Annotated in this window: 9 protein-coding genes; 5 read left to right on the top strand and 4 right to left on the bottom strand. The window is 43.1% G+C overall.

Translation table 11 applies throughout. The annotated features are described in order from the left end of the window. Positions 1-372 precede the first annotated feature (372 nt). Positions 373-4,050 carry a pullulanase-type alpha-1,6-glucosidase gene (gene pulA / locus L4B77_RS16790; protein ID WP_429751855.1) on the top strand — a complete coding sequence of 1,226 codons (3,678 nt, stop codon included), beginning with the start codon at positions 373-375 and terminating at the stop codon, positions 4,048-4,050. 262 nt (positions 4,051-4,312) lie between these two features. Here pulA and L4B77_RS16795 read toward each other — a convergent pair whose 3' ends face one another. After that, entirely contained in the window at positions 4,313-5,230 is a 918-nt protein-coding gene (locus L4B77_RS16795) for a LysR family transcriptional regulator (protein WP_429751857.1), read from the bottom strand. Between the two features lie 194 nt (positions 5,231-5,424). On the opposite strand from L4B77_RS16795, the gene L4B77_RS16800 reads away from it, so the two are divergent. The 3 genes from L4B77_RS16800 to L4B77_RS16810 all read left to right on the top strand — a co-directional run bounded on the left by L4B77_RS16800 (position 5,425) and on the right by L4B77_RS16810 (position 11,459). Continuing rightward, the gene (locus tag L4B77_RS16800; protein ID WP_429751844.1) at positions 5,425-7,056 is read left to right on the top strand and encodes a glycoside hydrolase family 13 protein; all 1,632 of its coding nucleotides are present in this window, start codon (positions 5,425-5,427) and stop codon (positions 7,054-7,056) included. Between the two features lie 368 nt (positions 7,057-7,424). After that, positions 7,425-8,603, top strand: coding sequence for a maltose/maltodextrin ABC transporter substrate-binding protein MalE (gene malE / locus L4B77_RS16805; RefSeq protein ID WP_261840583.1), 1,179 nt, complete (start codon positions 7,425-7,427; stop codon positions 8,601-8,603). Positions 8,604-8,633: 30 nt separating this feature from the next. Then, positions 8,634-11,459: an amylo-alpha-1,6-glucosidase gene (locus tag L4B77_RS16810; protein ID WP_429751846.1), complete on the top strand. Its 2,826-nt coding sequence runs from the start codon at positions 8,634-8,636 to the stop codon at positions 11,457-11,459. An 80-nt stretch (positions 11,460-11,539) separates the two neighbouring features. Here the strand turns inward: L4B77_RS16810 and L4B77_RS16815 are convergent, their stop codons facing one another. The 3 genes from L4B77_RS16815 to L4B77_RS16825 form a co-directional block, all read right to left on the bottom strand. Then, on the bottom strand, positions 11,540-12,364 hold the full coding sequence (locus L4B77_RS16815) for an alpha/beta hydrolase (protein WP_429751848.1): 825 nt from the start codon (positions 12,362-12,364) through the stop codon (positions 11,540-11,542). A gap of 144 nt (positions 12,365-12,508) precedes the next feature. Beyond that, positions 12,509-13,375, bottom strand: coding sequence for a MalM family protein (locus tag L4B77_RS16820; RefSeq protein WP_429751850.1), 867 nt, complete (start codon positions 13,373-13,375; stop codon positions 12,509-12,511). Between the two features lie 79 nt (positions 13,376-13,454). Next, complete coding sequence (locus L4B77_RS16825) at positions 13,455-14,783, bottom strand: carbohydrate porin (RefSeq protein ID WP_261840579.1); 1,329 nt, start codon at positions 14,781-14,783, stop codon at positions 13,455-13,457. Positions 14,784-15,217: 434 nt separating this feature from the next. Here L4B77_RS16825 and glgX point away from each other — a divergent pair, with 434 nt between their 5' ends. Next, entirely contained in the window at positions 15,218-17,194 is a 1,977-nt protein-coding gene (glgX, locus tag L4B77_RS16830) for a glycogen debranching protein GlgX (protein ID WP_429751853.1), read from the top strand. Positions 17,195-17,300 lie beyond the last annotated feature (106 nt).

Below are 17,300 nucleotides of genomic sequence, written 5' to 3' on the forward strand. Positions count from 1 at the left end.
GATAATATATTTATCACTATTAATTATCGAACAACTCCCCTTTAATTAATTGATAAACAACTTAATTCCTGAGTTAAATTAACACTCTCTCAATTCGATATGTTCCTCACATTAATAAGGATGAGCTCTCATCCTTATTAACTACGCCTGGCTTCTACGCCCTGCATTATTAATATTAAACAAATGAGCCATTGATCCAACTCATTTAACGCAAACCAAATACAAAACGTGATATTGACACTAGGTTATCTATTTTTACCTATTAAAAATAACTTTATACATAGCCATCACAAATAGCTGACCATCGTTAAGACTAGGATATTCATCTTCATAAAAAGTGACATATGGATATCAAACGTGAACAACATAAACATGAATAAAAGCATCACTCTACCAAATACCTTCAACAGAACCAAAAAGAGCAATTTCAAGCGTTCTGCTCTAACCAAAGCGATTTTACCTCTCTTCACTGCGACTCTGATCGTAGGTTGTGGCAGTGATAACGACAACAGCACGGACTCTGGCAACAGCGGTTTATACAAAGCAGGCGAAAACGAAGTCGTTGTGTATTACAAACGTGATGTGGCAGCCGCGAGCACGTCTGGCTCTACTTACGACGGCTGGGGACTTCACCTATGGAATGGCGATGGTTGCACTAGCACAGACTTGATAGGCATGGGGTTGAGCGAAACCGGTACTAACTGGGAAGCACCTTATGAATTTGACGGTATCAGTGACACTTATGGCGCCTACTACGTATTAAAAGTCGACCCAGACGCTTCTGACCCACATAAATGCATGAACTTCATTTTACACAATGGTGACGAAAAAGCGTTTGGCAGTGCCAATTCCAAAGTCGATCTCACTCAACTTGGTGATACACAAGGTGTGTTCGGGTTCCAGGGCAGCAGTGAGTTGTACTATGAGCCAATTTCAGAACGCCCAGTCAATATTGATGGTCAAAAAGCACATTGGTTGGACGCAGAGACTATCGCTTGGGAAGCCGCTGGTAACGCTGATTCTGTGAAGCTGTTCTACGCACTCGATAACAGCATCACGATGAACGATGACAAAAAGATTGTCGGGGGTACAGCCATCGAACTAAGCAAAGACGGGGAACTGTCTTCCGCATTGAAAGCCCGTTTCCGCCACCTTGCAAGCTTACCAGCCCTGACTATCGATGTTGACGACCGCACACTGCGCACGATTTTGAAATCTCAGATCATTCTTGTTGCCTACAATGCCAATGGCGACGTTATCTCTTCCACTGAGGTTCAAAAACCAGGTGTGCTTGATGCGGTATTTGCGAGCGAAGATGCTGGTAATGCAATGGGAGAAGAATTAGGTGCGATTGTTGAAGGCAGTGCTGCTACCTTCAAGCTTTGGGCACCAACCGCGCAAGATGTAGAACTCGTCCTTTATAGCGAAGACCTGCAAAGTTCCCAAGTGTTCCCCATGACGGAGAGCCCTGAAACAGGCATTTGGGCGACGGATACTGTGTCTAATGCCGTCAACCGTTACTATCGTTACCAAGTGACAGTCTACCACCCAATCACTGGCAACATTGAAACACGCCTAGTCACTGACCCTTACTCACTCAGCTTGTCGAAGAACTCTGCATACTCGCAAGTTATCGACCTTGATGACCCAGCCTTAATGCCAGAAGGTTGGGTGGGATATAAGCGCCCAACGGTCAAAAAAGACGAAGATCACGTACTTTACGAATCACACCTACGAGACTTTAGCTTTAGCGACAAGCTAGGTACAACGAGCCTAAACGGTAAGTACCTCGCGCTCACAGAAGCCGATCGTGAGTCGGTCAAGCACCTTCAAGCCTTGAAAGATGCAGGCTTAACTACGCTGCATATCTTACCGGCATTTGATATCGCCACCGTCGATGAAGCAGAAGCGAACCGTGTCGATATTACCGACACAGTTGGCAAGCTATGCGATGTAAAACCAGCGGCAGCCTTGTGTGGTAACGAAGACGAAAACAAAACCATTGAAGATGTACTCGATGGTTATGACCCTTCAACGGGCGACGCCCAAGCATTAATGAATGACTTACGTATGCTTGATAGCTTCAACTGGGGCTACGACCCATTTCATTACACGGTTCCAGAGGGAAGTTACGCGACCGATCCTAATGGCTCTAAGCGTATTCTCGAATTCCGTCAAATGGTAAAAGCCACCCACGACATGGAGCTCAAGCTGATCATGGACGTGGTATACAACCACACCAATGCATCTGGCGTAAACGACAAATCAGTGCTGGATAAGATTGTCCCTGGCTACTACCACCGTCTTAACGTCAACACTGGTGGCGTGGAGAACTCGACCTGTTGTGATAACACTGCGACCGAAAACCTAATGATGGGTAAATTGATGATCGATTCACTTAAAGTATGGGCTGACGATTATAAAGTGGATGGCTTCCGTTTTGACTTAATGGGCCACCAACCCAAAGACGTAATGGTAGAAGCTCTTGCTGAAGTACGTAAAATCGACAAAAACACACTGTTCTACGGTGAAGGTTGGGATTTTGGCGAAGTCGCGAATAACGCACGCTTCGATCAAGCAAACCAAATCAACATGGCAGGCACAGAAATCGGGACCTTCTCTGATCGATTACGTGATGCCGTTCGTGGCGGAAGCCCGTTCGATGGTGGCGTCGACTCTGAGGGCAACCACCCACTTCGCTTTAACCAAGGCTTCGGTAATGCTGCAATTGCCAACGAAGAAACCAAAGTTGATCAAGATTCGATCAATGGTCGCTTACACAACCAAGATCTTGTTCGCTTGGGGATGGCCGGCAACTTAGCAGAATACGTGCTGATTGATTACAAAGGCGATACCAAACTGGGTAAAAACGTCGACTACAATGGCGCACCCGCGGGCTACACTAAGATGCCGTCAGAGAACATCTCTTACGTGTCGAAACACGATAACCAAACGCTTTGGGATAATAACGCCTATAAGATCGCCACGGGTACGAGTTCTGCAGAGCGTGCTCGTATGCAGTCTGTATCGCTCTCTACCGTGATGTTGGGGCAAGGCATACCCTTCATTCATATGGGTTCTGAGCTGTTGCGTTCTAAGTCAATGCAGCGCGATTCTTACGATTCTGGTGATTGGTACAACCGGGTGAGGTTCGATGGGACTGACAATAATTGGAATGTTGGCTTACCACGTGAAGACAAAGATGGTGCAAACTGGGAGTTGATCAAAACCATTACTGCTGACCAGACAGCAAAGCCAAACACTAAGGATATTGAGTTAACTAACCAGCAATTCCTAGAGCTATTAAAAATCCGCAGTTCAAGTGAACTGTTCCGCTTAGACACCGCTGAAGAAGTCATCAAGCGTGTTGATTTCCGCAACGTTGGGGAAAATCAAATCGAAGGCCTAATCGTGATGTCTATCGATGATGGCATAACGACAGGCGAAGATCTTGACCCAGCCAATGATGCGATTGTTGCGGTTATAAACTCAACCCATCGACCTCAATCATTCAAAATTACCGGAGCAACCGGCTTTACCCTTCACGATGTCCAACAAAACTCGGCTGACAACAAAGTGAAGGGTGCAAGCTTTGCCGCTGGAACCTTCACAGTACCGGCATTAACCACCGCTGTATTTGTACAAGCACAGAATGGTGCACAAGGTGCGGGGTTACCGGTTGATAACTCAGACAAGGATGTATCTAGCATCCCTCCCTACGGCCAAACGACCGTATATGTTCGTGGTGATATGAATGGCTGGAACCCTGTTGATGCTTGGACGATGACCTTTATTGGCAACGGCGTTTACTCGGTAACGGGTGATTTAGAAGTGGGCAACTATGGCTTCAAGTTTGCGGACGCAGATTGGAAAACACCGAATCTTGGCTGTGACTCTATTGAACTTGCAGATGGAACAATCAACCTTGGTTCAGGCGAGAATTGTCAACTTAACGTAACAGAAGCGGGTAGCTACACCTTCACTCTGAATGCGATTAATGAGCTAAATGTCAGTGTGGGAGGCCCCGTTGCTTCAGTAACTAAACAATAGATTCAAGAACAAGACTTAAAAACAACAGACGCCACATGTGGAAAATGGAATTGGTTACTTGAGTGATAAATAACACCTCTCGCGACTTTAGCTTGAATGTTAAACATCCAATCAACGGCTCCCAAAGTCATTCATGGTGAGGCGTCAAAATAACGATAACGGTACTTAACGTAAATCTCAAATATGTTAAGTACCGAAATGCCATGAGCAGTGCAGATGTTAAACCATCGAAAATTCACAAAATCCTGTTCGTTTGAAACGCCTAATCAAAATTAGCTTTCTGTAAAATTTCAATGAAGGTTTTAATCTTAAGATCGTCCGCCCCCACCTTCGTGTAAAGACCGACATTCCCTCGCTTAGAATCATCAATCAATAAAGTTTCAAAACCTCTTTTATTCATCCAATCGCACATTTTGTGACTGTATGGCATCACAGCATCTGACATGCTTAACATATCTAAGCTCGGAAAAAGAGAATCAACATCATAAACATCTCGCCCTATTACTTCAGCATCTCGCCCAGAAGATTGTGAGTTTACGTGATCAGAAAGTACGGAGTTGTGTCTGGAGTGATCGGGAGTCACTTGGAGTATGGGATACGCCAACATGTCACGCCTTAACAAGCTGGAATCTAGATATGTCTTTGTTAACAATGGATGACCATTTCGGACAAACACGGCTTCTTTGTCTTGAAATAGTGGATAAAAAGTCACTTTACATCGCTCATGCAATCCATAAATTTCATGGCCAACAAACAAGTCTATATCCCCTTGAACAAGGTGATGCATCAAAGATAAATTATTTCCGAACTCTAAATGTAACGAACCCATTTGTTCTTGTTGTTTGTACTCTTCAACAGCCTTACAGACAAATTGCTCCCACCAAGCTTCCCCTGTGCCGAGCTTCAATTTACCTAATTGGCGCTGCTGCATATCAGTAAAACGGTGCATTAGCGACAGATGCTTTTCTTGCTGCTCTTGCACATATTCACGATACAACAATCCATACTCGGTAAGTTCAACGCCTTTTGACTTCCGAATAAAAATAGCAACACCAATATCACTCTCTAATTTCTTAATTGCAGCGGTCAAGGAGGGCTGGCTTATGTTCAGTTTTTCTGCAGCACCTTTAATACTGCCTGTATGCGCAACCATCAGAAAATATCGATATAACTTATTMATAAAACTCTCTTAGTTTGCATTCGATCACAAAATGCGAGGTTAGAAATTCGACAAATTAATCCACTGATGACACCACACCGCGGATAGACAACATGATATAGGATTTTTCTATATAGAGCATTAGTAATGCTATTTCCCACTCAAAGACGAAATCATTATAGTAAAGACAATTATCTAATTCAGTGGACATTGAGATGGAACAGAAATGGTGGCATGACGCGGTAGTCTACCAAATTTACCCGCGTAGCTTTTTAGACTCAAATAACGATGGTATCGGCGACCTAAATGGGATTATCAGTAAGCTCGATTACCTCAAGGAACTTGGCATCAATGTCATTTGGTTATCGCCGGTTTACCAATCTCCAATGGATGATAATGGTTACGATATTTCGGACTACCAAGCGATTGCTGAAGAGTTTGGCAGCATGGAAGACATGCAATGCCTTATGGACGAAGCAAAAAAACGTGATATTAAAATTGTCATGGACTTAGTGGTAAACCACACGTCAGACGAACACCGTTGGTTCGAACAAGCTCGCTCTTCTAAAGATAACCCATATAGAGATTATTACATCTGGCGTGATGCAAAACCGGATGGCAGCGCACCAGACGACCAAGAATCGATCTTCGGCGGTAGCGCTTGGCATTGGGATGAGCTGACACAACAATATTTCTTCCACCTATTTTCAAAGCGTCAACCAGATTTGAATTGGGAAAACCCGAAGGTACAAGAAGAAGTTCATAATATGATGAACTGGTGGATAGACCTTGGCATCGGCGGCTTCCGATTAGATGTGATCGACCTTATCGGTAAAGAGATCGATAAAGGAATTACGGGCAACGGGCCAAGACTACACCAGCTATTACAACAAATGAATCAGGCTACCTTTGGCAATAAAGATTTGTTAACCGTTGGAGAAACTTGGGGCGCAACACCAGAGATCGCTAAGCTATACAGCGGACAAGATAGAAATGAGCTATCGATGGTATTCCAATTTGAACACATCACCCTAACATGGGAAAACGGTGACAAATGGAATCCTATTCCGCTCGACCTTAGAGAATTCAAGAATGTTCTGACTAAATGGCAGCTAGAACTAGCCGATGGTGGCTGGAATTCCCTATTCTGGAATAACCACGATTTACCGCGCTTGGTGTCAAAATACGGTGATGACAAAAACTTCCGAATTGAGTCAGCAAAAATGCTTGCGACTTGTCTACACTTCTTGAAAGGCACACCCTATATCTATCAAGGTGAAGAAATTGGCATGACAAACGTTGCCTTCGACAGCTTGGATCAGTACAAGGACATTGAAACTCATAATTTCTACAAAGTAAAAACAGAGTCCGGTGTCACTCATGAACACATGATGGATGCCATTCATGAGAACAGCCGTGACAATGCCAGAACCCCAATGCACTGGAGCAATCAAGCTAACGCAGGGTTCTCAAACGGAACACCGTGGATTGAGCTCAATCCAAACTACCCGGATATAAATGTCGAAAGTGCATTAGCCGATTCAGGTTCAATATTTTACCACTACAAGAAATTAATTGAGTTACGCAAAGCTCATCCAGCAATTGTCTACGGATCTTTCATTCCTGTTTTTGAAGAACATGATAAGGTTTTTGCCTACGTTCGCGAGTTAGATGGTGAGCAACTGTTTGTCGTATGTAACTTCTCAGGAGAGTCATTAACGCTTGAAGTTCCTAAACAATATCGCACCCAAACACCAACTTGCCTAATCAACAACTATGGTGAAGTTTCGAATCTAGATTCACCATTACACTTAGCACCTTATGAATCTTTTGCTTTAAAACTATAGCTCCATAAGCTCCTCACACACACAAAGGCAAGATAATTCCTTGCCTTTTTTATTATTCCTAATCAGTGGTTTTAACTGAATACAGCATAAACCGACATTCGCAATTATCGCCTTAGCCAGCTCTAGCAAAATGACCAACAATTTGTTTGAGCCCACCTTCACATTTCTTTTCACGTTCAATATCACAAAAGCAGCCCATCTTCCTCTAAAACTCTAGCCTCGCCTTCATGATATAGATTTTTGCTATATCTCCTATCTATTTACCTATTTCTCAAGGCACAAGTAAACCGATAAAATCACTCCTAGATAATAAGAACTGATTGAAGTGATTATCGTTATGGATAACCTTCTGAATAAGGAATGAAACTATGAAACCTTTATTGAAAACACTGTCTATTTGTACCCTTGCTGCTCTTTTTAATGCACCCGCTTTTTCTATGGAAGAAGGTGAAATCACTATTTGGATTAATGGTGATAAAAGTTATGCCGGACTCGCTGAAATTGGTAAACAATTTGAAGAAGATACCGGTGTAAAAATCAATGTTCAGTACCCGGATTCACTGGAAGCTAAATTCCAACAACACGCAGCAACAGGAGGCGGTCCAGACATCATCTTCTGGGCACATGACCGTTTTGGTGGTTACGCTGAATCAGGTTTACTTCACGAACTCAACCCAAGTAAAGAGTTCAAAGAAAAGCTTGTCGACTTCAGTTGGGACGCGGTCACAGTGAACGGAAAAATTGTAGGATACCCTCTAGCAATCGAAGCACCTTCTCTCATCTACAATAAAGATCTACTTCCAAACCCACCGAAAACATGGGAAGAACTTGCTGCTATTCAAAAAGAGATGGCTAAACAAGGTAAAAAAGCCATCATGTGGGATGTGAAAAATGCTTACTTCACATGGCCAATGATTTCTGCTGGTGGTGCATTCGCTTTTGAGAAAACAGAAACAGGCTATAACGCTAAAAGCACTGGTGTTAACAACGAAGCGGGCGTTCACGGTCTTCAATTCTTAGTTGATATGGTAAACCAAGGCGTTGTTAACCCGAACATGGATTACTCAGTTTCTGAAGCCGAGTTTACCAATGGTAATGTCGCGATGACTATTAACGGCCCTTGGTCTTGGGGCAACTTAGATAAGCTTGGTGTTAATTATGGTGTTGCAGAATTGCCAACATTAAATGGTGGTAAGGGTAACCCGTTTGTTGGAATCCTAAGTGCTGGTATCAATGCTGCAAGTCCAAATACTGACCTTGCTGTCGAGTTCTTAGAAAACTACCTGTTCCAAGACGATGCTCTGAAAATCATGAATGATGATAAACCTCTTGGTGCCGTGACACTGAAATCATTCCAAAAGATCCTTGAGAGTGATGAACGCATCAAGTCAACTATGACGAACGCTGAAAACGGCGAAGTCATGCCTAACATCCCGCAAATGACCGCTTACTGGTTCGCTGAGGGTGCTGCAATCGATAACGCAATGCAAGGTAAGCAAACGGTTAAAGAAGCACTAGACACAGCAGCTAAGCAAATTACCAAATAATCTTTCTTCTTATTAATATCCTATTGTCCTTTGGCACAGCGCATGCTGTGCCTTTTTTGTTTTGGAAGTCACCTCGTTATGCAAATCCCTACGCTTTATCTCAAAGGAACATTTAATGGTTGGGGGTTAGATACCCCACTGATCAAAGAGCAAGATGGCTCTTACAGAGCAAGCATATGCTTATCAACCGATCTCTATCGCTTCAAGATCTCTGATTCAGATGGAACCAAGCAATGGACACTTTCAGGGCATGAAAGTGAAGCAACACTTTGCGAGTTCGAACAAGCAATATCTCTTATCAACACACAAGGCATTGGCAATGACCTACTGCTCTCACCCACTGAAGCCGGTCAGTACACCTTAAAGGTTGGATTCTCCTCATCGACTCCAACCCTTACCATAAGCAAAGGGGAATACAACACTCAATCAACCCCTCAACGAGAGCGACTTGATACTCAACTCATTGAGATTGAGGGCGTATTTCCTGACTGGAAGCACCCTGAGTTTGCAATACCACACGAGCAACTATTCCAAGAACTAGCCATCACAGACAAACAGTCATTCCCGTTTGTATTCGGGGATAACATCGATGGTTATTATCACGGTGCCACCTATAACTATGTAAACAGCGGAAAATATCGTCACCATCAAGGTTGGATACTCGGATCCTTCGCCAGCTATACCAACGGCAAGGTAAATAATAAGCTAAAGGCTCAATGTGCTCGCCTTATGCCTTATGGAATTGAGCATCATTACAACAATAGTCAGGAATCACTAAGCCTTATTCAAGGTTCGAGGCTTGTATCGCTCACCGTTTTGTCAAACAAACCAAGCATTTTAAGCCTGATTCCAGAACTCAACATACCGACGGTTCACTCTACCGTTCATACCTCAAGCTCAAATGTAGTCTTAGAACTCAGCCCTCAAGTTTGCCCTGAAGGCAGCCCAAGATTTGTCGCCATCGCTGGCAACCATTCAATACATGCACAAGAGGTCTCACTAGACGATCACCATGAACTGCGCGACCTAGTTCAACTCGCAGAGAGTAATGTAAAACTGATGCTCTCAACGTCGAATAAACAAACAGACCTTATTGTCTATTTAGGCTTTGCTGACACTCTTGAATCCGCTAGTTTACTGGTGAATCAAGCGGTCAAAAATAACGAGCACGTTCTTCACCAACAGCGAGTTTATGAATTCCTGACCAATAGTTATTTGTGGACCAACGACCTGGAATACAATCGGGCAGTTATGTGGTCACGCCTTGCCAGTAGAGCCTTTGTTAGCCATGAATTTGGAACAGGTATTTGGGCTGGGCTACCTTGGTTCAAAGACTGCTGGGGCCGCGATACGTTTATCGCTTTATCAGGAACAAGCTTGGTTAATGGCTTATTTAACGAAGCTAAAGAGATAATTGAAAACTTTGCATCAATGCAGATGCTCGACGAAAGCTCCGTGAATTTTGGCCGAATCCCCAATCGCGTGACAAGTAAAACCAACATCATTTACAACACTACAGATGGCACACCGTGGATGATTCGAGAAGCTCTCGAATACATCAACTATTCTGGTGATGTCGCGTTCGCTAAGGCTATTTACCCAACCCTGAAGCGTTTCATCACAGGTGTCGAAAAACACTACTTAAATGAAGATAGCTTGATGGCACATCGCCATCCTGATACATGGATGGATGCAAAAATTGATGGGATGACACCTTGGTCTCCTCGTGGACCTAAAGCCAATGACATCCAAGCTTTATGGTTTGAAAGCTTAAACTGTGCCATTCAACTCGCAACTTTAGTGGGCGACTCTGAAGCAGAAAATCGCTGGAAAATCCAGGCAGGAAAAGTGAAGGAAAACTTCGCAACTAAATTTTGGGATCATGTACATAATCGCTTAGCCGACCATTTATCTGAAGGTGACGTTCCCGACTATAGCGTGCGGCCAAACCAACTCATGACGATTTCAATTCCTCAGAAAGTTGAGCTAAATCAGAGCGAAAGAGAGCAATACATCATCAAGAATGCTGTCGAAAAGTTATTGTTCCCATGGGGGATCTGTTCGTTACAACAAGAACACGTTGATTTTCACCCATATCATGACAACCAAGCCATGTACCACAAAGACGCGGCTTATCACAATGGTACGATCTGGGGGTGGAATGCCGGCTTTACCATCACCGCTCTCAACAAGTTTAAAAAACAAGACCTCAGTTACCAACTATCCAAAAACTTAGCGAAGCAAATCCTTACACAAGGCTGTAGAGGAACAATGAGTGAGAATTTGGATGCTTACCAAGTCGATGGCCGTGATCTTGTAGAATCCGGCACATTCGCTCAAGCTTGGTCTGTTTCCGAATATGCTCGTAACGCGCAACAAGACTATTTGGGATACTGCCCACGCTTATTAGATAAAGAGATACACCTAACACCCAACCTTCCAAGTTGTTGGCATGAATTGGTTGCGACGTTACCTTTTGGAAAAGGAGGTCAACTACGGCTAAAATTTGAATCTAAAAGTGGTATTTCTCACTACCAGATTCAGTCAAATTTAGAAGGTACAATAAGCTCCGAAATAACATTGGTTCTTAAACTAGATATAGACCAAGAATCTGTGGCTGTTATCTCAACACTATTGACAGAGCAGTTAGATGTAATGATCGATCGTCACCAAAATCAAGTCACAGTAAGCAATAAACAAGCGCATATTGATATTCAACCTAAACCAAGTAGTGCCATTTTAAGTGACTTACAATTTGCTAAACCTGATTTCTCTAGGAAACACCCTTGTATGTTTAACAATGACTACTTGTTGAATAAACGGAATAAACAACAGCTATCAGTAGCCAAAGACTAATTGCGTTGCAAGCAAACCTATATACAAAAAGCCTAATCCCCTTTTTACTAAAAATAGAATGGAATTAGGCCTTTCTTTTATTATCTAAAAATAAAGTCGATGAAGTCAGGGAATCGCAGAGACCAAGCAAGTTCATTATGCTTATGATCTTTACCTTCTTGATAAAACAGCGTCAGGTTCTGTTTTTGAGCGAGTAACGTATTCATTTGCCGCGAACCACTTAGATATACACCAGCAAAATCGACTATTGCGCCTTCGCGAGCTTCATCCGTTCCCATATCCATATATATTTTCGTTGGATACCGAAAGTTAAACTCTTTCATATATTCAAAGTATGAGGGTTTATTGAACCAAAACGCTGGAGAAAAGACCCCAAGTACACCAAAGATATCCTGATATAGAGAGCCTCCATACAAACTGATTAATCCCCCCATGGAGCTACCAGCAAGATACGTAAACTCTCGGCTAGGCTTTGTTCTGTAGTTTTGGTCTATATAAGGCTTCAATGTTTGACAGATGAAAGCCATGTAATCGTCACCTTCACCACCAAATTTAAGTAACTCATCACCCACGCCCATTTCTTTGATATCTCGATGTGCTTTCCAAGGCGAATACTCGTTATAACGCGCCATCTTATCAAGCTCATTACTGCTGTCGATTGCCACGACAATTAACCCCGATAATTTACCACGTCTCTGCATCTCATCAAGGGTGGTTCGTGCATCCCAACACATCCCATATGTCGCAGTGGACTCTTCAAAGACATTCTGTCCATCGTGCATGTATAAGACCGGATAAGCTTGTTCTGATCGTCGGTAACCCGCAGGAAGATAAAGACGAAGCGTGCGAGTTCGATTAAGTTGTGGAATTAGGAACTCATCAATAAGAATCAATTCAGATTGCATAACTACCTCTAAACCTAAAATATATGAATACAGATAGAAAAAACGCCCCTTAAAGGAGCGTTCGATCTCTATCTAAGCGACTAAGATACTGGGCTACTAAGCCATTAAGCCTTAATCTTAATCTTAATCTATTAAACTAATAAGTTATTTCGCGTTGACGGCTCGCACAAAAGCTTCTTGTGCACCTTCAACATTGAGCGCCTTTGCTTCATCTAACAAACTTAAGGCTTTAGGTACGTCACCAGATTTAACCGCATTTTGTATAGCCGATAAATAGAAGTCTTTTGTCTCTTGTTGCACACGAATCTGCGTATCAGCTTTGTTAGTTGCCACTACCACAGGCGCGGCAACAGCAGTCACTGAAACTACAGCAGCTTTAGCACGGTAAGGACGAAGCTTGAGAGTTTCAACTTCTAACTCTAGACGACCACCGAGTTGATTGGTGTATACGGGATCTGTGACCATAGGCATCACTTCACCAAACTCTTTCGCACGAACTTTCGCAGGGTGATCAACTGTGATCGCTTTTCCTAGCTCATCAGCAGGTGTGTAGATAATAATGTAAGGTGTCTTACTTGCATCAACACGTAGGCGTTCAATGTAACTAGTACGTGTAAACGCATCGGATGCCTGAACCTTAAAGTCTTCAAACTTCAATGTTTTCACTGGTTGGAAGTGTTCATCCAGTAGAATCGCTTCTGGAGCAAACACCGAGTCATCAATCATCAAACTAGACAGTGTTACCACCATTTCTGCAGAGCGATCGCTGAATTTAAAGGCAGCAAAGTGGCTATTACCTGTGGTAAATGTACCGACAGGAGAACCTAAGTCGATATCAAATTTTAAATCTTCACTGTCGTTAAGCTGAGCGAATGGGAACTGTGAAAAGTCACTGCAACACACCTCTGCATTGTTTGGAGGTGTTAATTGTGTCTGAACTTGAGCATCGGAAGCACAACCGCTTAGCAAGGCACCTAGTAAAACGGCTAACATAGAGCTTTTATTTGTCATTGTAATCTCTCTCACTATTGGTTGTTGCTGGGGAAAGCAGAAAAAGGCAGCCAATTGGCTGCCCTATACTGTCAATGGTTTAGAACCAAATTTCAGTGTGCACACCGAATACAAACTGGTCATTACCGTTTTCGATACCAATTTGCTTAGCACTTGCATCATCATCTGCTTTGATGTAACTAATATAAGGCTTAACTTGTGGACGACCGAAGTAATCGGAGTTTGCCGTGAACGCTGTAGCAACCTCCAAGTTAATGATGTTACTTTCTACATCATCACCTGTACGCCCCCAGTAGCCTTGATCACCCTCTTCATGACCGTAAGAAGCCGTTGCTTCTAAACGAACGTTGTCGTTCAGCTTGTAAGAAGGACGAGCTGCAACAATATAACGTGTTAGGCCTTTAGCGCCCCAAAGTTCGTCAAGAGCTGTGATATATGTCGCTTCTGTACCCAGTTGCCATCTTTCTGAGATATTTAACACACCGTAAGAAGTCAAGAATAGAGACTCAGCATCATCATTACCGCCAGACCAACCACCGAAGTTAACACCACGGTTTTGCATCACACCAGTGCCGTATGCAATCGCGTTTTGTGTCCAACCATCTAGGCCGTAGTAGCTTGTATTTAGCGTTACAGATGCGCCGATACCATCTTCATCTTCACCACCGTTTACAACTTTTTGACCGTATTTCAAGTCAAAGTCAAGAGAGCCAATACCGGCATCTACTCCGTAGTAATACAAGTCGATAGAAGAAGCTGTCGTACGCTCTGCGCCTGGAGTTGAAGAACCAGCATCAGGATCTGCCATCACGTATGCGATACCTGCCGTGTTACCACCTAGCTTAGTTTGAATACCAGCACCAATACCAGAAGATTGTTTCCAGAACTCACCAGACAAGATACCTGCAGCACGGTTTAAGAAACGTTGCCCACCCCAGATTGAGGTATCATCACCTAAAATGCCACCCAGCTCAACATACGCTTCCTTTACTTCAAGTTGTGCTGTGGTGTTATCTTTTTGGCTACCAGAAGAAGAATAAGCATATGAGTTGCCGTTACCATATTCAGTACGAAGAACATAATCAGCCCACACACCATTTTGGTATTCAGAGTGCTTCTTAACTACAAACTCAACTTGGTTTGTACTCTTACCGTGAGTACCAGCCGTTTTGTAATCTGGCTTACCAAACTCAGTGTCTACTGTTTTACCATCTACGACACGAACGTTAGAAGACATATAACCATGCACTTCCCAACCGTCGGCGATAACATCAGTAGGGTTTTTTACCTCTACTTCCATTGCCGAATCACCACTTTTTACATCCAGTGCAACTTCATTCTCAGCGAATGCAGAACCAGCCATAAGTGCAGTAGTCACCGCTGCAGCAATCAAACTTACTTTTTTCATTCTTAACTCCATTAAGGACGATTTATTTTAGATTTTTATATTTTTGCTCTCTTGCGGCGACCAAAGGCAGTAATGGTAGTCGTAAGATAGAGAGGTTTAGGGTTTCCCCTAATTCGTTTCAACGGGGTCAATATTAAGCGGGGATGACAAATTTGACGTCCTCCACCCTTAACTAAATTAGGGGGGACTAGAAGGGAGTAGAAAATAAACAGAACGGTGTTTTAAAGAGGTAGATCACTTAATATAGGAGGAGTAGACACAACGTAGATCTAATAATTCACCATTAGTGAGATCCAGCTCAAATATATAATTTGAACTTCATCTACGAATTATTTTTTACCGGTTAATTAATCTATGAAGTTGCTTGACCTTATTGAGACAAAGCTTTTTACTTATAGTTCACTGACATTGATAAACGCACAAGAAATCAAGCAATGACTAGAATGCTCGCTCGCCCTTATCCGCTAGGTGCAACGCTAGGTAACACTGGCTGCAACTTCTCAATATATTCTCCAGATTGTAAATCTCTATCGCTCGCTCTGTTCGACGAGAACGATGAATTCACCACCTATGAATTAGAAAATGAATACGCTGATATCAAATATGTATTTGTTGACGGAATTAAAGCTGGGCAAAAATACGGTTTCATTGCTGAGACAGACAATGGCCCAATTTTACTTTCAGACCCATACGCCAAAGCCATTAGCGAGCCACTCAATTACGCAACGCCGTATACCAATCAAAAGAGTTTTTCGATGGCGAAGTGTGTTGTCATTGATGACACCTTTGACTGGCAGAACGTCGAAAAGCCGCAGATAGCCCGCGAGGAGACGGTGCTTTTTGAAACCCACGTGAAAGGCGTATCGCAACTCCATCCAGAAATCGCCCCCCATACAAAAGGTCGTTATTTGGGATTGGTCAGCCCAGAAATGCTTGCGTTCTACAAACAGCAAAACATTAACTCTCTTCAACTTTTGCCCATCGCAGCATGCATGCATGAAACCCATCTATTAGACATGAACAAGGTTAACTATTGGGGATATAACCCCTATCTGTTCATGGTGCCTGATCCACGCTATGCAGAAAAAGATGCTGTTACTGAGCTTAAAACGGCCATTCGCGAACTGCACCGCAATGGAATTGAAGTGATTCTCGACGTCGTATACAACCACACGGCAGAAGGTGGTGAAGCAGGACAAACCTTCAACCTAAAAGCACTGGATAGCCGCCACTACATTAAACATGGTTGCCATTACGCGAACTTTACAGGTTGCGGAAATACGGTTGATCTGACGCACCAACCAGCATTGAATTTAGTCATGGATACGCTGCGTTACTGGGTAAATGAATTTCAAATTGACGGTTTCCGTTTTGATTTGGCCGCGACACTCGGCCGTGAAGGCGATAATTACAACCCTGAGGCTGCTTTTTTCAAAGCCGTTGCTCAAGATCCAGTACTGAAAGAAACCAAGTTGATCGCTGAACCTTGGGATATCGGGCCTAATGGCTACCAAGTCGGCAATTTTCCGTTAGGTTGGAACGAGTGTAACGACAAACTTAGAGACATCACTCGAAGCTTTTGGCGTGGTGATCAAGGCTACTTAAAAGAGTTTGCCACTCGCCTGATGGGGTCACGAGACATTTACAGTGCAGCGCACTGGCCGTATAAATTAACCGTCAACTACATCACTTACCATGATGGCTTCACCATGCAAGATCTTGTTTCTTACAAGCACAAGCACAACGAAGAGAATGGTGAGAACAACCGCGATGGACACGGTGATAACCGCTCTGAAAATTATGGGGTTGAAGGTGAGACAGAAAACCCCTCAATTATCGCAATGCGTGAAAAACAGAAGCGTAACTTTATGGCAAGTTTGTTATTTGCTTTTGGTATTCCACATATTCTGACAGCAGATGTGCTATCCCATACTCAAAAGGGCAACAACAACGCCTATTGCCAAGATGGTGTAACCAGTTGGCTTAATTGGGAAGACTCTGATAACAAGACTGACTTTAAGACTTGGCTATCGGAAATGATCTCTGCACGTCAACAATACATGGTGCCTTTTATCAGGGCATTCAGTGGAGAAAAGCGTAACTCCAACCGAATATTTTGGCGTCGTGTTGATGGTACATTAATGGAGCATGATGATTGGAACCATTTAAGCTCGGTCGCGCTGCATTTAGGGATCGGTAAAGAGGGCGACGAATTGATCTATCTGATCAATCAAACAAATGCGCCGGCTCGATTCTCATTACCGAATGATCGCAAACAAAACTGGGTAACCATTTGCGATACCAACCTGAAAAATGTCACACTCGGTCATGCTGACGGTGAAATGTTGCTATCTCCGACTTCAATGGCTATTTTGCACGATTCCTTCAAGAAAGCTGAGCATACCGAATAGCACACCAAAACCAATAGAGGCCAGTTATATTTATCACTGGCTTTTTTGTTTGCTGAATATCACAAATTTCATTTTTCTATATGGAATCATTTGCATTGATGTGATC

This window comes from Vibrio minamisatsumaniensis, assembly GCF_050337445.1.
In the GTDB taxonomy this organism is placed as follows: Bacteria; Pseudomonadota; Gammaproteobacteria; order Enterobacterales; family Vibrionaceae; genus Vibrio; species Vibrio artabrorum.